This window comes from Pilosibacter sp. NGB245, assembly GCF_057397225.1.
Window position 1 is genome coordinate 1,676,358 of the sequence record NZ_CM171584.1, and the last position, 25,437, is coordinate 1,701,794.

The following is a 25,437-nucleotide window of genomic DNA, read 5'->3' on the forward strand; positions in this document are numbered from 1 at the left end:
AGATGAACAGCTATGGAAAGGAGATTCTCATGAGAATCGGACAGGGATATGATGTACATCGTCTGGTAGAAGGGAGAAAACTGATCCTCGGCGGTGTGGAGATTCCGTATGAAAAGGGACTTTTAGGACATTCGGATGCGGATGTCCTTCTTCACGCGGTGATGGACGCGCTTTTAGGGGCTGCGGCTCTCGGAGATATCGGTCAGCACTTCCCGGATTCAGATGAAAGATATAAAGGGATCTCGAGCGTTGAACTTTTAAAAGAAGTCGGAAAGATCCTGCAGGAAAACGGATATCTGATCGAGAATATCGATTCCACGGTGATCGCGCAGAGACCAAAACTTCTGCCGTACCGTCCGCAGATGGCGAAAAATATCGCGGATGCGCTGGGGATCGAGCCTGATCAGGTGAGCGTGAAGGCGACGACGGAGGAAGGTCTTGGATTTACCGGGGCCGGGGAAGGAATCTCCGCCCAGGCGATCGCGCTTTTGAGTTCGGTTGCGGATTACGCGCCGGAGGACCGCGTCGGAGTGATCTCCGGGGGCTGTGGAGGCTGCCCGGGCTGTAAACAGCAGGGATGAAAAGAGACTCACAGACAGAAAGATAGATGAAGGAGCTAAGGTATGAAGATCTACAATACACTTACAAAGAGAAAAGAAGAATTTGTTCCGGTCGAGCCGGGAAAAGTAAAAATGTATGTATGCGGGCCGACCGTGTACAATTTTATCCATATCGGAAACGCAAGACCGATGATCGTATTTGATACGGTGAGACGTTACTTTGAATATAAAGGATACGATGTCAATTATGTATCCAACTTTACCGATGTCGATGACAAGATCATCAAGAAAGCGATCGAGGAAGGCGTTGACGCCGAGACGATCTCCAAACGCTACATCGCAGAGTGCAAAAAAGACATGGAAGGCATGAATATCGAACCGGCGACAAAGAATCCGCTCGCGACGGAAGAGATCTGCGGCATGTTAAACATGATCAGCACCCTGATCGAGAAAGGCTACGCCTATGTTGCTGCGGACGGAACGGTTTATTACAGTGTCCGCAAGTTTAAAGATTACGGAAAGCTGTCCCACAAGAACCTGGATGATCTTCAGTCCGGTTTCCGTGAGATCAAGGTAACCGGTGAGGAAGGAAAACAGGACCCGAACGACTTTGTTCTCTGGAAGCCGAAAAAAGAAGGTGAGCCGTACTGGGAGTCCCCGTGGTGCGAAGGCCGTCCGGGCTGGCATATCGAGTGCTCCGTTATGGCAAAGAGATACCTCGGTGATGAGATCGATATCCATGCGGGCGGCGAGGACCTGATCTTCCCGCACCATGAGAATGAGATCGCCCAGAGTGAGGCAGCAAACGGAAAGCCCTTCGCGAAATACTGGATGCACAACGCATTCTTAAATATCGACAATAAGAAAATGTCCAAATCTCTCGGAAACTTCTTCACTGTCCGCGAGATCAGCGAGAAATATGATCTCCAGGTACTCCGTTTCTTTATGCTGAGCGCACATTACAGAAGTCCGTTAAACTTCAGCGCAGATCTGATGGAATCTTCCAAGAACGGTCTTGAGAGGATCTTAACCGGAATGGAGAAACTCCGCGAGATGGAGGCAAAGGTATCCGGAGACGCGATGACAGCGGAAGAGCAGGAGAATCAGAAAAAGGCAATGGAGCTCGTTGCAAAGTATGAGGCGGCGATGGATGATGATTTCAACACCGCGGACGCGATCTCTGCGATCTTCGAACTTATCAAGCTCTCCAACTCTACAGTATCCGAGACGAGCACAAAGGCATATGTTTCCTGGATGAAGAATGAGATCCAGAGACTCTGCGATGTGATGGGAATCATCACGGAGAAGAAGAAAGAGGTTCTTGACTCCGAGGTGGAGGACCTGATCGCCCAGAGACAGGCGGCGAGAAAGGCAAAGAACTTTGCACTTGCAGATGAGATCAGAGGAAAGCTTCTCGACATGGGAATCGTTCTCGAGGACACAAGAGAGGGCGTAAAATGGAAGAGAGCTTAATCCTCTTAAAGGAAAAATTTCACTTAAAAGAGACGGACGCGAACCAGTATTCCCCACTGGTCCTCGCCTATCTCGGGGATGCGGTGTATGAGATCCTGATCCGGACGATCGTTGTGAGCGAGGGAAATATGCAGGTCAATAAGCTGCACAAAAAATCTTCGGCTCTCGTAAAGGCTGCCGCACAGGCGGAATTCCTGATGGCGATCGAGGAAGACCTCACGGAGGAGGAACATGCCGTTTATAAGCGGGGAAGAAATGCAAAATCCTTTTCCATGGCGAAGAACGCGACGATGAAGGATTACCGGATGGCGACAGGCTTTGAGGCTCTGATGGGATATCTTTACCTGTCCGGAAGAACGGAACGCATGGTGGATCTTGTGGCGCTGGCAATGACAAAGACCGGAAAAGCTGACTCCGGCGATACGGAAAAACAAAAAGAGGAGAACTCCGATGAGATATGAAGAACTGACGATTGAAGGGCGCAACGCTGTTTTGGAGGCGTTCCGCTCTGGAAAGACCATCGACCGGCTGTTTGTCCTTGACGGATGTCAGGACGGACCGGTGCGCACGATCGTGAGAGAGGCGAAAAAGCATGACACGATCGTAAACTTTGTTCCGAAGGAACGTCTGGATTCCATGTCCGAGACGGGACACCATCAGGGCGTGATGGCGTATGCCGCTGCTTACGAGTACGCTGAAGTGGAAGATATTTTGAAAATCGCGGAAGAGAAGGGCGAGCCGCCGTTTTTATTCCTGCTTGACGGAATTGAGGATCCGCACAACCTTGGAGCGATCATCCGTACCGCGAACCTTGCGGGCGCTCACGGAGTGATCATTCCGAAACGCCGCGCGGTGGGACTTACTGCGACGGTTGCGAGAACCTCCGCAGGTGCGTTAAACTATACGCCGGTCGCAAAGGTCACCAATATGGCGGCGACCATCGAGGATTTAAAGAAACGCGGCATCTGGTTCGTCTGCGCTGACATGGGTGGAGAGAGCATGTACCGTTTAAACCTCACCGGACCGATCGGCCTTGTGATTGGAAATGAGGGGGAGGGCGTGAGCCGTCTTGTGAAGGAAAAATGCGATATGATCGCGTCGATCCCAATGAAGGGTGATATCGATTCCCTGAACGCGTCCGTTGCGACAGGTGTTCTCGCGTATGAGATCGTGAGACAGAGACTGGCGAAGGCATAGGATTTATATTTTTGCTTATGATAAAAAGACCTGCGGAGAGGAGTTCCGCAGGCCTTTTTTATTCGAGGAGGATTTCCTTCATAATAAACATTTGCTCCGGTCAGCCCGGGCGTCCTGAGTGAGTGCGCATCATTGGCGCGTTCACGTCTTTTTCGTAACAGGAATTTCCTGTAACACGAAAAAGGCTTCCCGGATATTCCGGAAAGCCTCATGGTTTAAGCTGCCTAGCAGATTTGAACTGCCGACCTCCGCCTTACCAAGGCGACGCTCTACCAGCTGAGCCAAGGCAGCGAACACATTTACTGTGTTTTTCGAACCTCCAATATAGTATCATGGATCAACAGGTTTGTCAACGATAAAAATAAAAAAATTTGAATAAATTTTTCATACAAAAAGATCAATTCCTCGGAAAGCTCATGGAGGTTCAAACATGTGCAGGGAACATTTTCCGTTCTGCTTTCATATTTTGTAGTAAAAAAGATATTGAGGTGTTAATATGCCAGAGAATCCAACATCAATGCCGGAACCGTCGGGAGAGAATACGGCGGAGGTTGTAGCAGGGAAGAATGACGCAAATGTACCGGAGACACCGGCCGAGCCATTAGGAGGAGTTTTTGTTTATCCGGGAGACGATGATCTTGCGGGAATCCCTGTGCCGCCCATCGCTTCACCGGGCGGAAGACCTGTTTATCCTGGGGATGACGATCTCGCTGGAATCCCGACGACACCGGTCGCGCCGTCTGGCGGTCGCCCTGTCTATCCCGACAATACCATCGGACGCCCGGGCTTTCCGGCGATTTCTTTTCCGGTCACATATCCGACGGTCTCAGGAGGAAATTACTACAGCAGAGTCCGGTTTTTAAATGCCAGCACTTCGGGCCGAACTCTGGACGTCTATATCGATGGCCGGAATATCTTTTCCGGTTCCGAATTTGCCACGATCTCTTCTTATATCCGCGTGACGGACGGATTCCATACCGTCACTGTGCGCAGGACCAACGGTCAGATCTATTATCAGCAGACGATTGCCTTTGTGTCCGGTGAGAGGCTCACGATGGTGATCTTAGACACGGTTTCCGGAGTGTCCCTGACCCGTGTCTCCGACATGGGCTGTACGAACGTTCCGTCAGGTTACGGCTGCCTCCGTGTCGCGAACATGTCCTACGCGGGATCCAGCTACGATGTGCGGACCTTCAACAACCAGACAGCATTTGCGGGGGTCGGATACAAGGAAGTGACGAGCTATAAACAGACATCCAGCGGAACCTATACCTTCTTTGTGACAGGTTCCCAGTATGCAGTTTCGGCCTTAGGCGAGCTTCCGGTCCTTGTCCTTTCTTCTATCGTCGGCGTTTCCTGTCCGACCTGCACCGTGTCGAATCCGCTTCTCACCTTCAACGTCAATGTTCGTGCTGGAAGAGCCTACACCTGCTATATTATCGGAAATCCGTGGTCCGGCCTCTTCCGGGTGTATGTCCTTGAGGACTGAAGCATGTTGTGGCAGGATTGCATTATTTGTAAAAATCGTCTATAATCTGCGTAATAGATAAAAGGAATGTGCCTTACGCATTCCGGCACCGGGAGCAGCCGTGGATAGAATGAGCAGACGGACAGGGGCGGGAAATGCCAGTCTGCTTTTCTTTCCGGATGCTGCCGGAAAGAAAATACAGATACGGGAAAAAGGAGTATTATGAAGAAAAATTACGAAATGGACATGTGCAGCGGTCCGATCCTCGGAAAACTGCTCACCTTTACGATTCCGCTGATCTTTTCCGGAATCCTGCAGCTTCTGTTCAACGCTGCGGATGTGATCGTTGTGGGACGTTTCGCGGGTAGCCAGTCTCTGGCGGCGGTGGGTTCCACAACGGCGCTGATCAACCTGATGATCAATATCTTTATCGGACTGTCCGTGGGTGTCAATGTCATCGTGGCGAGATATTACGGAGCGAAGCGGGAAAAAGACGTGCAGGATACGATCCACACGGCCATGGCACTCAGCATCGTCAGCGGCCTTTTTCTGATCATTGTGGGTCAGCTTCTCTCGAGGCCAATGCTGGAACTCATGGGAACTCCGGACGATGTGATCGATAAATCTACGATTTATATGCGGATCATCTTTATCGGCATGCCTGCGAATATGATCTACAACTTCGGAAGCGCGATCCTTCGCGCGGTGGGAGACACGAAGCGCCCGCTGTATTTTCTTACGGCGGCGGGCGTGATCAATGTGGTCTTAAACCTCTTTTTTGTGATCATGTTCCGGATGGATGTGGCGGGAGTTGCTCTGGCGACCGCAATCTCCCAGGCGATCTCGGCGTTCCTGGTGATCCTTTGCCTGATGGAGAGTGAGGGTTGTCTGAAGCTTCATTTAAAAGCTCTGAAGATCCACCGCTCAAAATTCCGCCAGATCATTCAGGTAGGCCTTCCGGCGGGGATGCAGGGCGCAGTATTTTCTATTTCCAATGTTCTGATCCAGTCCTCTGTGAATTCCTTCGGTTCTGTCGCAATGGCGGGAAATACGACATCCCAGAATATTGAGGGATTCATCTATAACGCCATGAATGCGGTTTATCAGGCAAACTTAAGCTTCACAAGCCAGAACTTCGGCGGCAAAAAGTATTCGAGGATCAACCGGATCATGGTTACCTGCCTCGGCGTTGTGACAGCCGTGGGACTCGGAATGGGAATCCCGGCTTATCTTTGCGGACATGCCTTGATCCGGATTTATTCCTCGGACCCGGAGGTCATGGTATACGGAATGAGAAGACTTGTGGTCTTTGGAACGACATATTTCCTCTGTGGGATCATGGATACGATGGTGGGCAGCATCCGCGGTCTCGGATACTCCGTCATGCCGATGTGCGTCTCCCTTCTGGGAGCGTGCGGACTCCGGATCGTCTGGATCTTTACGGTGTTCCAAGTATACCATAACCTGACGGTGTTATACTTATCCTATCCGTTTACCTGGATCGTCACGGCGACGGCCCATATGATCTGCTTCTATATCGTTAGGAGAAAACTCCCGAGGGAAGATGCGTGATAAACAGCATCAAAAGAATCCAACGAATGCAGATCTGACCAGAAAGGAAACAACAGAATTGAAACGATACAAAAAATACATCACCCCGTATCTCAGTGCCTTCGTGATCGGTCCGCTGATGATGCTCACCGAGGTGGCGGGAGAGGTCATGCTCCCGAAATTTATGTCCATGATCATCAACAACGGTGTCGCGGACCGGAATCTCGCCTATATCGGAAAGATGGGGGCCCTGATGGTACTGACCGTCCTCTTTATGGCGGTGGGCGGGATCCTCGGCGCTTATTTTTCCGCAAAGGCGTCCATCTCCTTTACCAGTGACATGAGAAACGATCTCTTCAGAAAGGTTCAGCAGTTCTCCTTTGAGAACATCGACGGCTACAGCACCGGTTCTCTCGTCACGAGGCTCACGAACGATGTCCAGCAGGTTCAGAACGTCCTGATGATGGGGCTCCGTATGGCGCTTAGAGCGCCCGGAATGTTCCTCGGCGCCCTGATCATGGCGTTTATGATGAACCGTCAGCTTGCGGTCATCATCCTCATCGTGATTCCGCTTCTTCTCACGGCGATCATTCTGATCTTAAAGACCGCATTCCCACGCTTTGGGGAGATGCAGAGGAGACTGGACTGTTTGAATTCCGGGATTCAGGAATCCCTGACGAATGTCCGCGTGGTCAAATCCTTTGTCCGGGAGGATCATGAGATCGAAAAATTCAGCAGACTGAACCGCGACTTAAAGGAGAGCAGTCTCCGGGCCCTCCGGATCGTGATCACTACGATGCCGGTGATGATGTTCGCCATGAACGTGACGACACTGGCTGTCGTCTGGTATGGAGGAAATATCATCATTGCCGGAAAGATGCCGGTGGGGGATCTCACTGCGTTTACGACGTATATCGTGCAGATCCTGATGTCCCTCATGATGCTTTCCATGGTATTCTTACAGAGCTCCCGCGCCAGCGCATCCATGAAGCGGATCAATGAGATCTTCGACACAGAGATCGGCTTAAATGATGATAACGCGAAAAATAAGGATAAAAAAGTCACGGAAGGTCGTGTGGAGTTTAAAAATGTAAGCTTTGGCTACAGCGGAGAGCACGGGAGAAGGGATCTCGTTCTGGAAGGGATCTCCTTTACGGCAGAACCGGGACAGACGATCGGGATCATCGGCTCCACGGGAAGCGGAAAGACCTCCCTCGTGCAGCTGATCCCGAGACTCTATGATGTGACCGGAGGCGAAGTCCTTGTCGACGGCGTGAACGTCAAAGAGTACTCTTTAAAACACCTTCGTGAGGGTGTCGGCATGGTCCTTCAGAAAAATGTCCTTTTCTCGGGAACGATCGAGGAAAATCTCCGATGGGGAAATGAGGACGCGCCGATGGAGGATGTGATCCGGTTTTCAGAGAGCGCCCAGGCAGATCCCTTCGTTAAGACCTTCAAAAACGGGTACGACACCGAGATGGGGCAGGGCGGCGTCAATGTCTCCGGCGGTCAGAAACAGCGTCTCTGTATCGCGAGAGCACTCTTAAAGCGCCCGAAGATCCTGATCCTGGATGATTCCACCAGCGCTGTTGACACGGCGACGGAGGCGAAGATCCGGGAGAGTCTCTATCATGATCTTGGGGATACCACAAAGATCATCATCGCCCAGAGGATCTCCTCCGTTCAGGAGGCAGACCAGATTCTGGTACTGGAGGACGGAAAGATCATCGGTCACGGAACCCACGAGGAACTTTTAAAGACCTGTGAGACATACAGCGAGATCTATACGACCCAGATCGGAAATCAGTCCATTGGGGCAGGAGAGGAGGCGGCAGTATGAGCGTCACGAGAGCAGGCCGCGAAGCGAGTCTGAAAAAACGATATGCCGGACGCGTGGCAGCCGCACCGAAAAGGAGAGGAATGGGAAGAGGACCGGGTGCTCCCAGAGGCGGAGGACGCCCAAAGAGCACAGGAGCGGCCTTAAAGCGCCTGCTTTCTTATCTGGAAGCGGACAGGCTCCGGATGGGGATCGCATTTTTCTGTGTCATTGTAAACACGGTGGCGACACTGACCGGTTCCTATATGCTGCGCCCGATCATCAACCGCTTTATTGCACCGCCGGACGGAAGTCCCGGAAATGTGGCGGGACTTTTTAAAGGGTTGACCATGATGGCGTGCGTCTATCTTCTGGGAGTTATCGCAAATTATCTCCAGTCAAGACTGATGTTAGAGGTTGCCCAGAGCGCCCTTGTGCGGATCCGGACAGACCTCTTTACAAAGATGCAGAAGCTTCCGGTGAGATTTTATGATACAAATTCCAATGGGGATCTGATGAGCCGCTTCACAAACGATGTGGACACCATCGGAAATATGCTGAGCAGTACTCTTGTGCAGCTCTTTTCCGGAACCTTAAGCATCATCGGAACCCTGTTCCTCATGCTCTACACAAATATCTGGCTGACAGCTGTGACCCTGATCATGATCCCGCTCATGCTGCGGGCCGGTGGAGAAGTCGCGAAGCGGAGTCAGAAATACTTCAGCGCCCAGCAGTCGGCTCTCGGTGCTTTAAATGGATACATCGAGGAGACCATCACCGGACAGAAGGTAGTAAAGGTCTTCTGCCACGAGGAGATCGCGGAGGAAGAATTTGATATATTAAACAGGGATCTCCGCGAAAAACAGATCCGCGCCCAATTTCTTGGGGGCATGATGGGACCTGTGATGAACAACTTAAGTCAGATAAACTATTCCCTGACGGCGTGCATCGGCGGGATCCTCTGTGTGGTGAAAAACTTCGATGTCGGCGGGCTCACGGTATTTTTGAACTTTTCGAGACAGTTTTCAAGGCCGATCAACGAGATCTCCATGCAGGTCTCCAACGTGTTCTCAGCCCTTGCCGGAGCGGAGCGCGTTTTCTCCGTGATGGATGAGGAGCCGGAGGCGGCGGATGATAAGGACGCAGTATCCATGGACGGTATGAGCGGGGAAGTGGTATTAGATCATGTGACCTTCGGCTATAACCCGGACAAGGTCATCTTAAAGGATATCAGCCTCTACGCGAGGCCGGGACAGAAGATCGCCTTCGTGGGTTCCACAGGAGCCGGAAAGACGACGATCACGAACCTCATCAACCGCTTCTACGATATCCAGAGCGGGACCATCACTATCGACGGCGTTGATATCTGCCATATTAAGCGGGACGAGCTGCGCCGCCACATCGCCATGGTTCTTCAGGACACCCACCTGTTTACGGGAACGGTCATGGAGAATATCCGCTACGGAAGGCTTGATGCCACAGACGAGGAGGTCATTCAGGCGGCGAAGATGGCATCTGCCCATTCCTTTATCATGCGGCTTCCAAAGGGCTATGACACCGTTCTTGAGAGCGACGGCGCGAATCTGAGTCAGGGCCAGAGACAGCTTCTTAATATCGCGAGAGCGGCGGTATCCAAGGCACCGATTCTGATCCTCGATGAAGCGACGAGCTCCGTCGATACGAGAACAGAAAAGCACATCGAGCAGGGCATGGACCGTCTGATGGCAGAACGGACCACCTTTGTGATCGCCCACCGCCTCTCCACCGTGCGCAACGCCAACGCCATCATGGTTCTGGAGAATGGAGAGATCATCGAGCGCGGTGATCATGAGGATCTCCTGAAAGAAAAAGGACGTTATTACCGATTGTATACAGGTATGGCTGAATTAAATTAGTAAAAACTAACAGAAAATGGAAAAAAGTGGACGGAATCGCGGTTCCTGTCCGCTTTTTTTGTTGAAAACTTCATTTTCTTAAGTGGTCTCCCACCTTGTTTTTGTTTTTTTTTTGATACAAACGCCGAAAAAGGCCATTTCTGTTAAAAAGTTAACCGATTTCTAATTGTAGAAAAATTCCAAATATGCTATACTACGAGGTGATGGGTACTATGAAATTTTATAGAAAGAAGGTTTGTTAAATGGGTCTGAGCACATTTATAGGCGGCGTTCATCCTTATGAGGGAAAAGAACTGTCCGCAGATAAGCCGATTCAGGTGATCCAGCCGAAGGGTGAGCTGGTTTATCCTCTCTCCCAGCATATCGGTGCTCCGGCGAAACCGCTTGTTGCCAAGGGTGACAAGGTCCTGGTTGGCCAGAAGATCGCTGAAGCAGGCGGCTTCATTTCCGCAAATGTTATCTGTTCCGTATCCGGTACAGTAAAGGGAATCGAACCGCGTCTGGTTGCGAACGGAGCAATCGTACAGTCCATTATCGTTGAGAACGATAACGAGTACACAGCAATCGAAGGTTTTGGCGAAAAACGCGATTACACAAAACTTTCCAAGGAAGAGATCCGGAATATCGTAAAAGAAGCCGGTATCGTAGGTCTTGGCGGCGCAGGTTTCCCGACCAACGTAAAACTTGCACCGAAGGATGACAATGCGATCGATCACATTATCGTAAACGCGGCCGAGTGTGAGCCGTATCTGACAAGTGACTATCGCCTGATGATGGAGCAGCCGGAGAGACTGATCGGCGGCATCAAAGTCATGTTAAGCATGTTCCCGAACGCGAAAGGCGTGATCGGAATCGAGGAGAACAAGCCGGAGGCGATCAAGCTTCTGGAAGGTCTCGTAAAAGACGAGCCAAAGATCACGGTATGTCCGTTAAAGACAAAGTATCCGCAGGGCGGCGAGCGTTTCCTGATCTATGCGGTTACAGGCGGACGCGAGATCAACTCCACGATGCTTCCGGCGGATGCAGGATGTATCGTAGATAACGTAGACACTGTTATTTCTATTTATAACGCTGTCTGCGAGAGCACACCGTTAATTCGTAAGATCATTACTGTTACCGGTGATGCGGTTAAAAACCCGCAGAACTTCCAGGTTCCGCTTGGTATGTGCTACCGCGAGATCCTTGAAGCTGCAGGCGGCTTTAAGGAAGAGCCGGAGAAGATGATCTCTGGTGGTCCTATGATGGGACAGGCATTGTTCTCTCTGGACATTCCGGTAATGAAGAACTCCTCTGCGCTTACCTGCTTCACAAAAGATCAGGTTGCGGCAAATCCGGAATCTCCGTGTATCCGCTGTGGACGCTGTATCGAGGTATGTCCAGGTCATGTTGTTCCGCAGATGATGATGGCGGCAGCAGAAAGAAATGATCTTGCCCTGTTCGAAAAATTAAATGGTATGGAGTGCTGCGAATGCGGCTCCTGTACTTTCATCTGCCCTGCACACAGACCGCTGACACAGGCATTCAAAGAGATGCGTAAAGCTGTCATGGCAGCCAGAAGAAAGAAAGCGTAGGAGGTGTGACAAATGAGTAAATTATTAAACGTATCATCATCCCCTCATGTACGCTGCGGTGTTTCCACAAAGAACTTAATGTACGATGTGGCGATCGCAATGCTTCCGGCTACGATCTGGGGCGTGATGCAGTTCGGTATCTATTCCCTTATCGTTGTTGTTGCAACGGTTCTTTCCTGTGTACTCAGTGAGTACCTTTTTGAGACACTGATGCACAAGCCGGTTACCATCAGTGACGGCAGTGCCCTTGTCACAGGTATGATCTTAGGCTTAAATATGCCGCCGGCAATTCCGTTATGGATGCCGATCCTTGGCGGTGTATTCGCGATCATTGTCGTAAAACAGCTTTACGGCGGACTTGGTCAGAACTGGATGAACCCGGCTCTGGCAGCGAGATGCTTTATGTTGATCTCCTTTGCACAGGCTATGACAAAGTTCACAGACCCGGTAACAGACGCAGTTGCGAGTGCAACTCCTCTTGCGGCGATCAAAGCCGGTGATACATATGATCTTGCAGCTATGTTCATTGGTAAGATTCCGGGAACCATCGGTGAGGTTTCCGTAATTGCCCTTTTAATCGGTGCAGCTTACCTGCTCGTTAAGAAAGTAATTACGATCCGCATCCCGGCAGCATACATCCTTTCCTTCGCAGTATTTGCATTTATCTTCGGCCAGCACAATATTAACTACGTGCTCGCAGAGGTTTGCGGCGGCGGACTGATCTTCGGTGCATTCTTCATGGCTACCGACTATGTAACAAGCCCGATCACTGCAAAAGGACAGATCGTATTCGGTATCTGCCTTGGTATTTTAACAGGACTGTTCCGTATCTTCGGAAGTGGTGCAGAGGGCGTTTCCTACGCAATTATCTTCTGCAACATGCTTGTTCCGTTGATTGAGAAGGTAACTCTCCCGACAGCATTCGGAAAAGGGGGTAAGAAAAATGGCAGCAAGTAAGTCTGGATTTATGAAAGATGCCCTGATCCTTTTTGCGATCACCCTGGTTTCCGGTTTATGTCTCGGTGTTGTCTATGATGTGACAAAGGCTCCGATCGAGGCGGCTACCATCGCAGCCAACAACGCAACCTACAAACAGGTCCTTCCGGAGGCAGAGAGCTTCGATGATGTGGAAGGTTCCACAGAAAAGATCGCTGAGACAGCAGATGAGATCGCAAACCTCGGCTTCGGCGGCGTTGCGATCGAGTCCGTTCTCGAGGCAAAGGACGCAAGCGGCGAAGTAGTAGGACATGTGATCAACTCCCTGTCCAACGACTCCTACGGCGGAGCTGTCAAGCTCTCCATCGGCTTTGATGCAGACGGCACTATCACAGGTGTTGGTATCCGTGAGACAAGTGATACTCCTGGTCTTGGCTTAAAGGCAAAAGATGATGACTACAGAAATCAGTACGTTGGCAAGAACTGCGAGAGCTTAAGCGTAACAAAATCCGGTTCTGCGTCTGACACTGAGATCAATGCCATCAGCGGTGCCACCATCACATCAAACGCTACAACAAACGCAGTCAATGCAGCTTTATACTATCTGCATAACTGCTTAAACTAGGAGGTGGGCATTCATGAATAAATGCGTAGAACGTTTATATAACGGTATTATCAAGGAAAACCCAACCTTCATCCTGATGTTAGGTATGTGTCCGACTCTTGCGACGACAACATCCGCCATCAACGGTCTCGGCATGGGACTTTCCACAACAGCCGTACTGATGTTTTCCAACCTGCTGATCTCCGCACTGCGTAAGATCATTCCGGACAGAGTCCGTATTCCGGCATTCATCGTAGTCGTAGCCAGCCTGGTTACAGTCGTACAGCTCTTAATGCAGGGCTACGTTCCGTCCCTGTATGCATCCCTGGGTATTTATATCCCGCTTATCGTTGTTAACTGTATCATCCTTGGCCGTGCAGAGGCATATGCCTGCAAGAACGGTCCGGTTGAATCTTTCTTCGATGGTCTTGGTATGGGACTTGGATTCTCCCTTTCCCTTACCGTCATCGGTATGTGCCGTGAGTTCTTCGGTGCAGGTGCGATCTTCGGACACACCATCATTCCGGAAGCTTACCACATTTCCATCATCATCCTTGCACCGGGTGCTCTGTTCACTCTGGCTATGCTTTCCGCGATCCAGAACAAGCTCCGTCTTCCATGCGCGACCAACGGTGACGCACCGAAGTCTGACCTTGTATGCGGCGGTAACTGTGCAAGCTGTGCAGGCTGTGTCAGCATGACAAACCATGCTGCTCTTGCTGAGAAGAAGGCAGAGGAAGCAGCAGCCGCAGCGGCAGCAAAGAAGGCAGCAGCAGAGAAGGCTCTCGCAGCTAAGAAGGCAGCTGAGGCTGCAAAAGCGGCAGAGGCAGCTAAGACTGAAGCAGCAGATGCCGGCAAAGAAAATTAAGGAGGAAATGGAGAAATGAAAGAACTTTTATTGATCGCCATCGGTTCTGCCCTGGTGAATAACGTTGTTTTAAGCCAGTTCCTCGGTCTTTGCCCGTTCCTTGGTGTATCCAAGAAAACAGAGACAGCAGCTGGTATGGGCGCTGCAGTCGTATTCGTTATTACGATCGCATCTGCCTGCACAAGCCTTGTTTATGATTTCGTTCTCGTAAAGCTCCATATCGAGTATTTACAGACGATCGTATTTATCCTTGTAATCGCGGCTCTGGTTCAGTTCGTTGAGATGTTCTTAAAGAAGAACATGGTTAGCCTTTATGAGGCACTCGGCGTATACCTTCCGTTAATTACAACAAACTGTGCGGTTCTCGGTGTTGCGCTGACAAACGTACAGAAGGGCTACAACTTCATTCAGAGTGTCGTAAACGGTATCGGTATTTCCGTTGGATTCCTGATCGCCATCGTCCTGCTTGCAGGTATCCGTGAGAAGATCGAGCACAATGATGTGCCGCACGCTTTCCAGGGATCCCCGATCGTCCTGATCACAGCAAGCTTAATGTCGATCGCTCTCTTCGGATTTTCCGGAATGATTTAAGGAGGAACGAGAGATGAACATGACAGGCATTATCATCGCTGCTGCGGTTGTCGGTATCGTCGGTATCGTCATCGGCGTACTCCTTGGAATCGCCAGCGAGAAGTTTAAAGTAGAAGTAGATGAGAAGGAAATTCTGGTTCGTGCAGAGCTTCCGGGCAACAACTGCGGCGGCTGCGGTTACGCAGGCTGTGACGCTCTCGCAAAAGCAATTGCAGAGGGCAAGGCAAAGGTTGATCAGTGTCCGGTCGGCGGCGCTCCGGTAGGAGAAAAGATCGCTGCGATCATGGGCGTTGAGGCTGGTTCCGCTGAGAAGAAGGTTGCATTTGTAAAATGTAAAGGTACCTGCGATAAGGCAACTGTGAAATACAACTACTATGGTATTGACGACTGCCACAAGATCGCAGATGCAGTTCCGGGCGGCGGCTCCAAGGGATGTAACTACGGATGTCTCGGTTCCGGAAGCTGTGTAAAGGCATGTCAGTTTGACGCGATCCATGTTGTAAACGGTGTTGCCGTTGTCGATAAGGAGAAGTGCGTTGCCTGTGGTAAGTGTGCGGAGGCTTGTCCGCGTCACCTGATCGAGCTTGTTCCGTACAAGGCAAACCACCTCGTACAGTGCAGCTCCCACGACAAAGGACCGGCTGTCAAGAAGGTCTGCGAGGCAGGCTGTATCGGATGTACGCTCTGCACAAAGCAGTGTGAATTCGATGCGATCCATATGGATAACAACGTTGCTGTGATCGATTACACAAAGTGTACCGGCTGCGGCAAGTGCGCGGCTAAGTGCCCGGCACATGTTATTATCTGATTGGATAACAACTTGTAGAAAAATGAAAGACCCGCGGAAGGCAGAAATGCTTTCTGGCGGGTCTTTTTTGTGTAATAGGAGAGTACAAGGAATTTCCTATTACACAAAAGGCACTAACGTGACAATGATACATACTCGCGCGAAGATGTAGATTGTCGCAAGCGACCGCGCGAGAATACGCCAAGGTGCATTCTTTATTATTTTCACTAAAGAGATTTGGATGATTAGAACAGTTGGGAGAAGATTATTTGAAAAAAGATCCCAGAGAAGTGCCTGTATAGAACTCCCTGGGATCATATTCTTGTTTGTTCCGGATTTAAATAAGATTGACCTGAGTCAAATCAGAATGTATTGCCTACTGGATCGTCGTGCCGCCTTTACCTGCTAAAGCACTCTTTGCACCATCAAGGGAAGTGATGATCGCGCGTCGTCCTTTTCCTGCGTTGATGAAGTCGATGGAGCTTTCAACCTTCGGCAGCATCGACCCTGTCTTAAAGTGGCCTTCCCCGGCATAGCGGGCTGCCTCAGCCGTTGTCATCTTATCGATGTTGATCGGATGGTCACTGCCGTAGTTTAATACGACATTCGGAACACCTGTGATGAACATCAGGACATCAGCGTCAAGCTCCTTCGCGAGAAGTCCGGCTGCGCGGTCTTTCTCGATCACAGCGCTGGCACCCTTTAGGTGGGAGCCCTGTTCCATAACCGGGATTCCGCCGCCGCCTGCAGCGATCACCGGCTGGTCAGCATCAGCGAGGGCGCGGATCGCGTCGATCTCAACGATTGCGACCGGCTTCGGAGCCGCAACGATACGGCGATAGCCTTCGCCTTCCTTCACAATGAAGTTGCCCTTTGCCTCTTCCTCTTTTGCCTCCTCGGCGTTCATCACACGTCCAACCACCTTCATTGGAGTGTAGGAGGACTCATCGTACGGGTCAACTGTAACCTGTGTTAAGATCGTAGATACAGCTTTGTAAATGCCGCGTTTGATAAGCTCGGAGCGGAGAGCGTTCTGGAGATCGTAGCCGATATATCCCTGGCTCATTGCGGAGCAGACAGACATCGGAGCCGGAGTGTAACCTTCGTGATTTTTCGCAAATTCATTTAACGCGGTGTGGATCATACCGAGCTGCGGAGTATTTCCGTGGGTGATCACAACCTGCCAGCCGTCCTGAATAAAATCAGCGATGGCTTTCGCTGTTTTTGTAACGGCTGTCTTCTGCTCCGGAAGGTTCGTTCCGAGAGCGTCATGTCCAAGTGCTAAAACAAGTCTTTTCTTTGCCATATCTAATACCTCATTTCTATTATGTACCGATATCGTCTGGGCAGATAAAATTGCGCGGGAGCCGCGGATAAGTTTTCTCCGCGGACCGGCACAAAACGGTCTGCGCCTGTGTATTTTCAGATATTTTACCATATTTTGATAGATTATGGAAGAAAAAACTCAAAGTTTTATGATTGAGTACAGGAGAAATTTCCTGAACTGAAAATTATATATGGCGCTGCGGCGGCAGAAGCTTACGGGATGAATTTTATGCCGGAATGAAAGAGAATTGAAAGAAATAATTTTTTGCATTTTCAGATAACTTATGCTAAAATAGGAACAACTGAGTCGAGAGATCACTGTGGCGTGCGCTCTGTGTGGCGGCAGTGAATGATCCCCAACACGGGGAACGTAAGGAGGAAACAATTTTGAAGCTGTTATCGATAGCAATTCCATGCTACAATTCAGCGGCGTATATGGAAAACTGTATCAAGTCTCTGCTTCCGGGCGGAAACGAGGTGGAGATCCTGATCGTGGATGATGGTTCCACAAAAGACAATACGGCGGAGATCGCTGACCGTTATGAGAAAGAATATCCGGGTATCTGTAAGGCGATCCACCAGGAGAACGGTGGACACGGCGCTGCGGTTAACGCGGGATTAAAGGCCGCGACCGGAATCTATTTTAAGGTTGTGGACAGTGATGACTGGGTAAATGAGCAGGCCTACAGGCAGGTGCTCGACACCCTGCGCCGCTTTGTTTACGGAAAAGATACCCTGGATATGCTGATCACAAACTTTGTCTATGAGAAACAGGGCGCGAAGCACAAGAAAGTCATGAACTATAATCTGGCGCTTCCGAAGAACGAGATCTTTACCTGGAGCGATGTGAAGGTGTTCGTTGCAGGACAGTATATCCTGATGCATTCTGTCGTTTACAGAACGGAACTTTTGAGAGACTGTAAACTGGAGCTCCCGGAGCACACATTCTACGTGGACAATATCTTCGTCTACGAGCCGCTCCCGCATGTACATACGATGTACTACCTGGATGTGAACTTCTACCGCTACTTTATCGGCCGCTCCGACCAGTCTGTCAATGAACAGGTCATGATCGGAAGAATCGACCAGCAGATCCGCGTGACGAAGCTGATGCTTGGCTACTATGATGTGACGAAGATCCAGAATAAGAAGCTCCGCCACTATATGGTCCGTTACTTAGAGATCATGATGGTCATCTGCTCGATCCTCGCGATCAAGTCCGGCAGCGAGGAGAATATGGCAAAGAAAAAAGCATTGTGGGAAGAGTTAAAGAAATCCAATCCGGCGCTCTACCTGCGACTCCGCTGGGGCTTCTTGGGACAGGGCATGAACCTTCCGGGAAAAGGCGGAAGATCCCTCTCCATCGCGGGATATAAGATCGCGCAGAAATTCTTCGGATTTAACTAGGCGCCTGGAGACGGATCGATGTTGAAGGAGAAAACCGTTACGATCATGTCCGGTAGAAATAATATCGTTCTGAAGAAAGAAGGACCAAGGGTTCATAATGAATCCAAGGTCCTCTTTTTGTGTTAAATTAATCTGTAATGAAGAAATAACACACATTTATTCTAACTCAAAACAGGCAGTTCTGCCAATACTAATAGTTTCCAATGTTCTTCAAGAAGGAAACGACCGACAAAAACTATCATGAAGATCCCCGGCCGCACAGAATTTATGGGGTAAAGGGAAGGGTACTTTTAGAGGCTACTTCCCGTGTTATTCTTATTTTCCAAGAATGATCTTGATGATCAATACCGTCACCACACAGATCATCACCGGACGGATGATCTTTGCACCGTTTTTGATGGCGAAACCGGCGCCTAGATAGTTTCCGAGAACATTGCAGAATGCGCATGGAACTGCAATGGCGTACAGCACGTTTCCGGAAAGAACGTAGGAGAGAAGCGCCGTGTAGTTGGAGACGATCAGCGTGAGCTTCGCGTTTCCGGAGGCGGTGCGGATATCATATTTTAACAGGAAGGTAAAGAGCAGCATCGCGATCGTTCCGCCGCCCGGACCGTACATACTGTCATAGAGACCGAGGGTCATGCCGATGAGGAGCGCCTTCAGGGCGACAGGAACCGTCAGGGATTTCCGTGTGTCCGTATAGTTCCAGGCATTCTTCATAAAGATCACAAGGATCGCGGTGAGCGGAAGAAGAACCATCAACATGGAACGGATCTGCTCCTCCTTCAGGTAGAAAATGATCCTCGTGCCGAGCATGGAGGAGAGAAAGGCGGTTATGGCGCTGATCAGCGTGACCTTCAGGTCGAGGCAGCCGCTCTTAAAATATTTCCATGCGGCGATAGTGCTTCCGAAGGCACACTGGAATTTATTGCAGCCGTAGACGTAGTAGATCGGCATTCCGCACATCATATAGGCCGGGAGCGCAATCAATCCGCCTCCACCAGCGATGGAGTCGATAAATCCCGCAATAAAGAGGAGCGGGCAGAGCCAGATGAGATTGTGGACATATTCCATAGATATTCCCCCTTGTATTTTGCGGCTGCCAGATGAAAAAATGCCGAAATGCCGCTTTTTCTGATGGAATCTCAAGCAGAGACCTATTCTTCCATACTATATAAGAATCCGGAAAAAGTCAATCGGTTTTCTGAAACCTTGACATAACCTGGATTCTATGGTAAATTTATTGAGTTAAAATGCGTCGAAGAGGACCAGTAAGAGAGAATACGGAGCACAGAGAACTGCCGGCCGGTGCGAGGCAGCATCCAGAAGCTTTCCGAACTCGCCTCGGAGCAGCATGCTGAAAGAGCGGGCAGAGCAGCGGGAAAACGAAACGCTGTCTGCGGATATCCTCAGATAGGCATTGCCGGTTTCCGCCGTTATCGGAAAATGAGTGCATACGGGTGAAGACCCAGTATGAAATAGAGTGGTACCGCGTGAGAATCTAAGTCCCCCACGTCTCTATAAATTTATGATAGAGATAGAGGGACTTTTTTGTTGCCCGAAACCGGAAAAGCGGTCAGGCAATCGAACAGGGTCTGGGAGTTCCCGGATTCCGGTAAATACAGCGGCGGCGGGCGAAATCCGCGGAGCGTATTTTTGCACCGCCTTCAACGATATGAAATGGAGGAGAAAAGCGTCATGGCACAGTACAACCACACCGCCATTGAGAGCAAATGGCGTGAGAATTGGGAAAAGAATCCGATCAATGTCAATGATGGAAAGAAAGAAAAATATTACTGCCTGGATATGTTCCCATATCCGTCCGGCAGCGGACTTCATGTAGGTCACTGGAGAGGTTATGTAATCTCTGATGTATGGAGTCGTTATCAGTTATTAAAGGGAAAATATGTGATCCACCCGATGGGCTGGGACGCGTTTGGTCTTCCGGCTGAGAACTACGCGATCAAGATGGGCGTTCATCCGGCGATCTCCACAGCGTCCAATATCAAAAATATCAAACGTCAGATCAACCAGATCGCAGCGCTCTATGACTGGGATATGGAAGTAAACACGACAGATCCGTCCTTCTATAAATGGACCCAGTGGATCTTCGTACAGATGTTCAAAAAAGGTCTTGCATACGAGAAGGAATTCCCGATCAACTGGTGCCCGTCCTGTAAGACAGGTCTTGCGAACGAGGAAGTCGTAAACGGCTGCTGTGAGCGCTGCGGCACACCGGTTACAAAGAAGAATCTCCGTCAGTGGATGTTAAAGATCACTGCATATGCAGACCGTCTCTTAAACGACCTCGACAAGCTCGACTGGCCGGAGAAGGTTAAAAAGATGCAGACCGACTGGATCGGCAAATCCTACGGTGCAGAGGTTGAGTTCCCGGTAAAGGGACGCGACGAGAAGATCACTGTCTACACAACAAGACCGGATACGCTTCACGGCGCAACCTTTATGGTACTCTCCCCGGAGCATAAGCTTGCAAAAGAGCTTGCAACGGATGAGACGAGAGAGGCTGTTGAGAAGTACATCTTCGACGCTTCCATGAAGTCCAACGTAGACCGTCTCCAGGGCAAGGAAAAGACAGGCGTCTTCACAGGATCCTATGCGATCAACCCGTTAAACGGCAAGGAAGTTCCGATCTGGCTGTCTGATTATGTTCTCGCTGACTACGGTACCGGAGCGATCATGTGCGTACCGGCACACGACGACCGTGACTTTGAGTTTGCAAAGAAATTTGGTCTCCCGATCATCCAGGTCATCGCCCAGGACGGCAAAGAGATCGAGAACATGACAGAAGCTTACACAGACGCGAAGGGAACCATGATCAATTCCGGTGAGTGGAACGGCATGGAGTCCTCCGTATTAAAGAAAGAAGCTCCGCACATCATCGAGAAGATGGGTATTGGTAAAAAGACTGTCAACTACAAGCTCCGTGACTGGGTATTCTCCCGTCAGCGTTACTGGGGCGAGCCGATCCCGATCGTTCACTGCCCGAAGTGCGGCAATGTTCCGGTCCCGGAGGATCAGCTTCCGTTAAAACTTCCGGAGGTTGAGAGCTATCAGCCGACCGGTACCGGTGAGTCCCCGCTTGCGGCGATCGACTCCTGGGTAAACACCACATGCCCGTGCTGCGGCGCTCCGGCAAAACGTGAGACAAACACAATGCCTCAGTGGGCTGGTTCCTCCTGGTACTTCTTACGTTATGTAGATAACAAGAACGACAAGGAACTTGTATCTAAAGAGAAAGCAGACAAGTACCTTCCGGTAGATATGTATATCGGCGGTGTTGAGCATGCCGTTCTTCACCTTCTGTATTCCAGATTCTACACGAAGTTCTTATACGATATCGGAGTGATCGACTTCGATGAGCCGTTCAAGAAGCTGTTCAACCAGGGTATGATCACCGGCAAGAACGGTATCAAGATGAGTAAGTCCAAAGGAAACGTTGTTTCCCCGGATGATCTTGTAAGAGATTACGGTTGTGATGCGTTAAGAATGTACGAGCTCTTCGTTGGACCGCCGGAGCTGGATGCCGAGTGGGACGACAGAGGAATCGAGGGCGTTGCCAGATTCTTAAATCGTTTCTACAACCTTGTGATGGACAGCAAGGACAAGGATATCAAGGAGACAAAGGAGATGGTGAAGCTCCGCCACAAGCTTGTCTACGATATCGAGACACGTTTCAACCAGTTCAGCCTGAATACCGTAGTATCCGGATTCATGGAGTACTGCAACAAGCTCACAGACGTTGCGAAGAGAGAGGGCGGAATCGACAAGGAGACATTAAAGACATTCGTGATCTTACTGGCTCCGTTCACACCGCATCTTGGCGAGGAACTCTGGAGAGAACTCGGCGGCACGGACAGCGTATTCCATGCAACATGGCCGGAGTGCGATGAGGAAGCAATGAAGGACGATGAGATCGAGGTTGCCGTACAGGTAAATGGTAAGGTAAAAGCGGTCATCATGGTTCCGGCTGACATCGCAAAAGAGGATGCGATCGCTGCAGGTAAAGCTGCGGTAGAAGGAAAGATCACCGGAAACATCGTGAAGGAGATCTATGTTCCGAAGAAGATCGTAAACCTTGTTGTAAAATAAGATGGAGTGACAGAAACTGTCGGATCATCTGAAAAATTCGTGCCAATATAAGTATTTGAAAAAATTCCGGGCGGGATCCTTGCGGTCCCGCCCTTTTTCACTGCCGAAATGTCAGTATTTACTATACATGCCGGAAACCTCCTTTTGTTAATTTTGAACAAATTGTAAACAGATTATGACTATAGAAAGGCTGAAACCAAATAAAACAAACAAATTAAACAAAAAATACGCAGAAAGGAAAACTTTATTGACAAAGATGTTAGAAAATGATATTCTTTAATCATGAAATTCAGAAAAGAGTGTATATATAGGTATAGTAAATATTTACATTCAACGATTACCAACAACACTCTGACGAAACAGAAATAACTTGAAGGAGGGCATGTGAATGAAAAAAAGAACAGCAGCGAGATCGGTGGCAGCCGTTGTCGGAGCAGCAATGGTGCTGACAGCGTGCGGAGGCGGAAACAATGCAGCGGCAACGACCGCGGCAGCAGGCGGCAGTGAGACTCAGGCAACAGCGGAAAGCTCCGGCGGCGGAAATATCACAAAGACAGATATCGTCTTTGCCCAGGCCTCTGACGTCGTGACCCTGGATCCGGCAGGACAGCAGGATACCACTTCCGGTGTACTTATGAAACATGTGTACAGTACCTTGATGGATGTCGATGATGATGGCAACCTTGTTCCGGATCTGGCAGAGAGCTACGAGATGAAGAGTGACACGGAATATACCTTCACCCTGAGACAGGACGCATGCTTCTCTGATGGCACGCCGGTTACAGCGAAGGATGTAAAGTTTACATTTGACCGTGCGAAGGATATGCCGAAGACGAAATCCAATACCTCCAAGATCGAAGAGGTTATCGCAGATGACGATCACCATGTTACCTTCAAGCTGACACAGCCATATGCGGCATTTAAGACCATTGTTACTTCGTCGAACCTTAGTATTGTTTCCGAGGCAGCGGTCACAGCAGCGGGAGAGTCTTACGGTGATGTTGACAATATTCTCGGATCCGGTGAGTTCACAGTTACCGAGTGGGTTCCGAACGACCACTACACCCTGGCAAGAAACGAAAAATACTGGGGTGAGATGCCGATCACTACAACGATCACCTGCCGCGTGATCCCGGAGGGAAGCGCCCGCGCCATTGCCCTTGAGGCAGGAGAGGTCGATCTTGTATGGAACGTTGACGCGACAGACTGTGCGAACATCGAGGCAAATCCGGATGTGACGCTGTTGAGCCAGACGTCTTCTTCCATCGAATATCTCGGTATGAATACGACAAAAGAGAAATTCAAGGATGTGAGAGTCAGACAGGCGATCAATTACGCGCTGGATAAACAGACATTTGTTGATACGATCATTGAGGGTCGTGGAACTGTAGCAAACAGCTACATCAATTCGATGATCCCGGGCTGGACCGACGAGGTGGAAGCTTATCCGTATGATCCGGCGAAGGCGAAAGAACTTCTTGCGGAAGCCGGTTATCCGAATGGATTCGAATGCAAGATCTATGTAAACGGCGACGTTCGTACCCGTTCCGCCCAGATCATTCAGGCCCAGCTTGCAGAGGTTGGAATCACGGTTGATATCTCTACCTATGAGTGGGGCGCTCTTCTCGATTCCTTAAATGCAGGTGAGCATGAGATGTTCCTCCTCGGATGGTCGAATTCAAGCTTCGACGCGGATGGAAGTACTTACCAGTTATTCTATTCCGGAAACCATGGAGCAACCGGTAACCGTGCATTCTTAACCGATGACAAAGTCGATGAGCTGATCATCAACGCACAGAAAGAGAGTGATGATTCCAAGCGTATGGAGTTCTATAAAGAGCTTCAGGTATACCTCCACGAGATCTCCCCGTGGTGTCCGTTATACTACAAAAACGACAATGTCGGTGTCCGCGCAGACTTAAAGGGATTCAAGCTTCACAAGGGCGCACAGCACTACCTTGGCAACTGCCACTATGAAGATTGATAATATTTAAAATGTGAAAGACGGGGGCAGACATGAAGGTGTCTGCCCCTTTTCAACGACACGCAACCGTGCGAAGATGCAGATCGCCGCAAGCGGTCACACGGGATGCCCGGAGGTGTAAGGGCACATTCTTTGAAAATTACACAAAAAATACTGGAAATGCATGGATTGTTCGGTTATAATGTCACTATCATGTATAGTACGATGTATAGTGAATTATAACTATTCAGGGAATTCGCTGATAAAATGGGGATAGGGCTGAATAGTAAAACAGGAGGAGATGAGCATGGGAATTCTCGAAGAAGTAAACGCAAGCTATGAAAAACTCAGCCCGGTTCAGAAAAGGATCGCGGATTTTATCTTCAAATATCCGGATCAGGTCTGCTTTTACTCCCTGAAAGAGCTTTCGGAGACACTGGGTGTGACGGAGGTGACCATATTAAGGTTCACGAAGAAGATCGGGGCCCAGAGCTTCGTGGAAATGAAGAACCGTCTGCGGGAACATTTACAGACGAGACTGGTCCATGGGGACGGTTTAAACAGAATCGCGGATCATGTGGGCGGGATCCGGTACGGTGACCACGATAAGGAAGAAATGTTCCGGGAGTTTGTCACGAACGAGAAAAATGTGATCGCGAAGACCTTTGAACAGGTCTCCTTAAAGGATATCCTCTCCGCGGTGGCCATCATCAGGCAGTCCCGGAAGATCTATGTGGTGGGAAGCGAGCTGGTGACAGGGCTCTGTGCCTATACGACGAGAAGACTCCTGACATTGGGACTGGAGGCGCTCGATCTCTCGAATCTGAGCCGGGCTCTCTACAATAACTATCTGGCCCACGCCACGCCGGAGGACTGCGCGATCATCTTTTCCGCACCCGGATACGCGAAACATATCGTGAATACCGCAAGATATCTCGACAAGAAGAAGATCCCGCAGATCGCCATCACGGATCAGAGGACTTCACCGATCGCGTCCTACGGAACGACCGTTTTTACCTGCAATAACCACGACCTGTTCTTTTATAATTCCGTGATGGGATATATGTCTGTGGCGAACGCCCTGATATATTTCTCTGCCATGGATAACCCGGAGGAGACGAATAAACGCCGTGGGCGCCTCTCGGAAGTGAGAAGTGCGATCGGCAGCATCGACTTCGTTAAAGACGGTTTATAGGCAGTGGATCTTCGGACAGTTCAACCTATTAGCTTAATAGGAGTATAGTAAATACAATACAAAAAAGGTCACAGCAATTTGTGAAAATTGCTAAAACAACCCCTTGTAAATTGAATTTT

The 25,437-nt window shown here is 49.9% G+C and carries 20 protein-coding genes, 1 tRNA gene and 1 other annotated feature; of the genes, 18 read left to right on the forward strand and 3 right to left on the reverse strand.

What is annotated here, in order from left to right; translation table 11 throughout:
- Positions 1–29: 29 nt before the first annotated feature.
- From ispF to rlmB, 4 genes are read left to right on the forward strand one after another with little or no spacing between them, the layout of a single operon-like run.
- Positions 30–581, forward strand: coding sequence for a 2-C-methyl-D-erythritol 2,4-cyclodiphosphate synthase (gene ispF / locus ACXMYH_RS07570; RefSeq protein ID WP_118532113.1), 552 nt, complete (start codon positions 30–32; stop codon positions 579–581).
- A 42-nt stretch (positions 582–623) separates the two neighbouring features.
- Entirely contained in the window at positions 624–2,033 is a 1,410-nt protein-coding gene (gene cysS, locus ACXMYH_RS07575; protein ID WP_118531943.1) for a cysteine--tRNA ligase, read from the forward strand.
- Positions 2,018–2,494: a Mini-ribonuclease 3 gene (locus ACXMYH_RS07580; RefSeq protein WP_118531945.1), complete on the forward strand. Its 477-nt coding sequence runs from the start codon at positions 2,018–2,020 to the stop codon at positions 2,492–2,494. The genes cysS and ACXMYH_RS07580 overlap by 16 nt, the downstream gene beginning before the upstream one ends.
- Positions 2,484–3,230: a 23S rRNA (guanosine(2251)-2'-O)-methyltransferase RlmB gene (gene rlmB, locus ACXMYH_RS07585; protein ID WP_015554667.1), complete on the forward strand. Its 747-nt coding sequence runs from the start codon at positions 2,484–2,486 to the stop codon at positions 3,228–3,230. The genes ACXMYH_RS07580 and rlmB overlap by 11 nt, the downstream gene beginning before the upstream one ends.
- Before the next feature lie 218 nt (positions 3,231–3,448).
- Here rlmB and ACXMYH_RS07590 read toward each other — a convergent pair.
- Positions 3,449–3,521 (reverse strand) — tRNA-Thr (locus ACXMYH_RS07590).
- Positions 3,522–3,726: 205 nt separating this feature from the next.
- Here ACXMYH_RS07590 and ACXMYH_RS07595 point away from each other — a divergent pair.
- The 10 genes from ACXMYH_RS07595 to ACXMYH_RS07640 all read left to right on the forward strand — a co-directional run bounded on the left by ACXMYH_RS07595 (position 3,727) and on the right by ACXMYH_RS07640 (position 15,338).
- Positions 3,727–4,719 (forward strand): DUF4397 domain-containing protein, encoded by a 993-nt coding sequence (locus tag ACXMYH_RS07595; RefSeq protein WP_215702475.1) that lies wholly within the window; start codon positions 3,727–3,729, stop codon positions 4,717–4,719.
- Between the two features lie 201 nt (positions 4,720–4,920).
- Positions 4,921–6,270 (forward strand): MATE family efflux transporter, encoded by a 1,350-nt coding sequence (locus tag ACXMYH_RS07600; protein ID WP_486555806.1) that lies wholly within the window; start codon positions 4,921–4,923, stop codon positions 6,268–6,270.
- A 58-nt stretch (positions 6,271–6,328) separates the two neighbouring features.
- Positions 6,329–8,089, forward strand: a complete 1,761-nt coding sequence (locus tag ACXMYH_RS07605; RefSeq protein WP_486555807.1) for an ABC transporter ATP-binding protein — start codon at positions 6,329–6,331, stop codon at positions 8,087–8,089.
- A complete protein-coding gene (locus tag ACXMYH_RS07610) occupies positions 8,086–9,960 on the forward strand; it encodes an ABC transporter ATP-binding protein (RefSeq protein WP_486555808.1) in 1,875 nt (624 codons plus the stop codon). The genes ACXMYH_RS07605 and ACXMYH_RS07610 overlap by 4 nt, the downstream gene beginning before the upstream one ends.
- Before the next feature lie 242 nt (positions 9,961–10,202).
- Complete coding sequence (gene rsxC, locus ACXMYH_RS07615; protein ID WP_021904897.1) at positions 10,203–11,531, forward strand: electron transport complex subunit RsxC; 1,329 nt, start codon at positions 10,203–10,205, stop codon at positions 11,529–11,531.
- A gap of 12 nt (positions 11,532–11,543) precedes the next feature.
- Entirely contained in the window at positions 11,544–12,488 is a 945-nt protein-coding gene (locus ACXMYH_RS07620; protein WP_015554661.1) for an RnfABCDGE type electron transport complex subunit D, read from the forward strand.
- A complete protein-coding gene (locus tag ACXMYH_RS07625; protein WP_015554660.1) occupies positions 12,475–13,092 on the forward strand; it encodes an RnfABCDGE type electron transport complex subunit G in 618 nt (205 codons plus the stop codon). Before ACXMYH_RS07620 ends, ACXMYH_RS07625 begins: the two co-directional genes overlap by 14 nt.
- A gap of 13 nt (positions 13,093–13,105) precedes the next feature.
- Positions 13,106–13,939 (forward strand): electron transport complex subunit RsxE, encoded by an 834-nt coding sequence (gene rsxE / locus ACXMYH_RS07630; protein WP_117484144.1) that lies wholly within the window; start codon positions 13,106–13,108, stop codon positions 13,937–13,939.
- 15 nt (positions 13,940–13,954) lie between these two features.
- Complete coding sequence (rsxA, locus tag ACXMYH_RS07635) at positions 13,955–14,530, forward strand: electron transport complex subunit RsxA (RefSeq protein WP_021904899.1); 576 nt, start codon at positions 13,955–13,957, stop codon at positions 14,528–14,530.
- A 13-nt stretch (positions 14,531–14,543) separates the two neighbouring features.
- Positions 14,544–15,338 carry an RnfABCDGE type electron transport complex subunit B gene (locus ACXMYH_RS07640; protein WP_117484145.1) on the forward strand — a complete coding sequence of 265 codons (795 nt, stop codon included), beginning with the start codon at positions 14,544–14,546 and terminating at the stop codon, positions 15,336–15,338.
- Between the two features lie 355 nt (positions 15,339–15,693).
- On the opposite strand, the gene arcC is transcribed toward ACXMYH_RS07640, so the two are convergent.
- A complete protein-coding gene (gene arcC, locus ACXMYH_RS07645) occupies positions 15,694–16,623 on the reverse strand; it encodes a carbamate kinase (protein WP_405580256.1) in 930 nt (309 codons plus the stop codon).
- 407 nt (positions 16,624–17,030) lie between these two features.
- Between arcC and ACXMYH_RS07650 the strand changes: the two genes are divergently transcribed.
- Positions 17,031–18,050, forward strand: coding sequence for a glycosyltransferase family 2 protein (locus ACXMYH_RS07650; RefSeq protein ID WP_215702480.1), 1,020 nt, complete (start codon positions 17,031–17,033; stop codon positions 18,048–18,050).
- A 315-nt stretch (positions 18,051–18,365) separates the two neighbouring features.
- On the opposite strand, the gene ACXMYH_RS07655 is transcribed toward ACXMYH_RS07650, so the two are convergent.
- Complete coding sequence (locus ACXMYH_RS07655; RefSeq protein WP_117484147.1) at positions 18,366–19,124, reverse strand: sulfite exporter TauE/SafE family protein; 759 nt, start codon at positions 19,122–19,124, stop codon at positions 18,366–18,368.
- A 175-nt stretch (positions 19,125–19,299) separates the two neighbouring features.
- Positions 19,300–19,573, forward strand: a binding site (T-box leader).
- Between the two features lie 175 nt (positions 19,574–19,748).
- Here ACXMYH_RS07655 and leuS point away from each other — a divergent pair.
- The 3 genes from leuS to ACXMYH_RS07670 all read left to right on the forward strand — a co-directional run bounded on the left by leuS (position 19,749) and on the right by ACXMYH_RS07670 (position 25,318).
- The gene (gene leuS / locus ACXMYH_RS07660) at positions 19,749–22,160 is read left to right on the forward strand and encodes a leucine--tRNA ligase (RefSeq protein WP_118531955.1); all 2,412 of its coding nucleotides are present in this window, start codon (positions 19,749–19,751) and stop codon (positions 22,158–22,160) included.
- Positions 22,161–22,548: 388 nt separating this feature from the next.
- On the forward strand, positions 22,549–24,144 hold the full coding sequence (locus tag ACXMYH_RS07665) for an ABC transporter substrate-binding protein (protein ID WP_486555809.1): 1,596 nt from the start codon (positions 22,549–22,551) through the stop codon (positions 24,142–24,144).
- Between the two features lie 286 nt (positions 24,145–24,430).
- On the forward strand, positions 24,431–25,318 hold the full coding sequence (locus ACXMYH_RS07670; protein ID WP_215702482.1) for a MurR/RpiR family transcriptional regulator: 888 nt from the start codon (positions 24,431–24,433) through the stop codon (positions 25,316–25,318).
- Positions 25,319–25,437: the final 119 nt, after the last annotated feature.

Bases quoted from the DNA above. Each gene is read 5' to 3' on its own strand.
- ispF (WP_118532113.1), top strand. From the start codon at position 30: ATGAGAATCGGACAGGGATATGATGTACATCGTCTGGTAGAAGGGAGA.
- cysS (WP_118531943.1), top strand. From the start codon at position 624: ATGAAGATCTACAATACACTTACAAAGAGAAAAGAAGAATTTGTTCCG.
- ACXMYH_RS07580 (WP_118531945.1), top strand. From the start codon at position 2,018: ATGGAAGAGAGCTTAATCCTCTTAAAGGAAAAATTTCACTTAAAAGAG.
- rlmB (WP_015554667.1), top strand. From the start codon at position 2,484: ATGAGATATGAAGAACTGACGATTGAAGGGCGCAACGCTGTTTTGGAG.
- ACXMYH_RS07595 (WP_215702475.1), top strand. From the start codon at position 3,727: ATGCCAGAGAATCCAACATCAATGCCGGAACCGTCGGGAGAGAATACG.
- ACXMYH_RS07600 (WP_486555806.1), top strand. From the start codon at position 4,921: ATGAAGAAAAATTACGAAATGGACATGTGCAGCGGTCCGATCCTCGGA.
- ACXMYH_RS07610 (WP_486555808.1), top strand. From the start codon at position 8,086: ATGAGCGTCACGAGAGCAGGCCGCGAAGCGAGTCTGAAAAAACGATAT.
- rsxC (WP_021904897.1), top strand. From the start codon at position 10,203: ATGGGTCTGAGCACATTTATAGGCGGCGTTCATCCTTATGAGGGAAAA.
- ACXMYH_RS07620 (WP_015554661.1), top strand. From the start codon at position 11,544: ATGAGTAAATTATTAAACGTATCATCATCCCCTCATGTACGCTGCGGT.
- ACXMYH_RS07625 (WP_015554660.1), top strand. From the start codon at position 12,475: ATGGCAGCAAGTAAGTCTGGATTTATGAAAGATGCCCTGATCCTTTTT.
- rsxE (WP_117484144.1), top strand. From the start codon at position 13,106: ATGAATAAATGCGTAGAACGTTTATATAACGGTATTATCAAGGAAAAC.
- rsxA (WP_021904899.1), top strand. From the start codon at position 13,955: ATGAAAGAACTTTTATTGATCGCCATCGGTTCTGCCCTGGTGAATAAC.
- ACXMYH_RS07640 (WP_117484145.1), top strand. From the start codon at position 14,544: ATGAACATGACAGGCATTATCATCGCTGCTGCGGTTGTCGGTATCGTC.
- arcC (WP_405580256.1), bottom strand. From the start codon at position 16,623: ATGGCAAAGAAAAGACTTGTTTTAGCACTTGGACATGACGCTCTCGGA.
- ACXMYH_RS07655 (WP_117484147.1), bottom strand. From the start codon at position 19,124: ATGGAATATGTCCACAATCTCATCTGGCTCTGCCCGCTCCTCTTTATT.
- leuS (WP_118531955.1), top strand. From the start codon at position 19,749: ATGGCACAGTACAACCACACCGCCATTGAGAGCAAATGGCGTGAGAAT.
- ACXMYH_RS07665 (WP_486555809.1), top strand. From the start codon at position 22,549: ATGAAAAAAAGAACAGCAGCGAGATCGGTGGCAGCCGTTGTCGGAGCA.
- ACXMYH_RS07670 (WP_215702482.1), top strand. From the start codon at position 24,431: ATGGGAATTCTCGAAGAAGTAAACGCAAGCTATGAAAAACTCAGCCCG.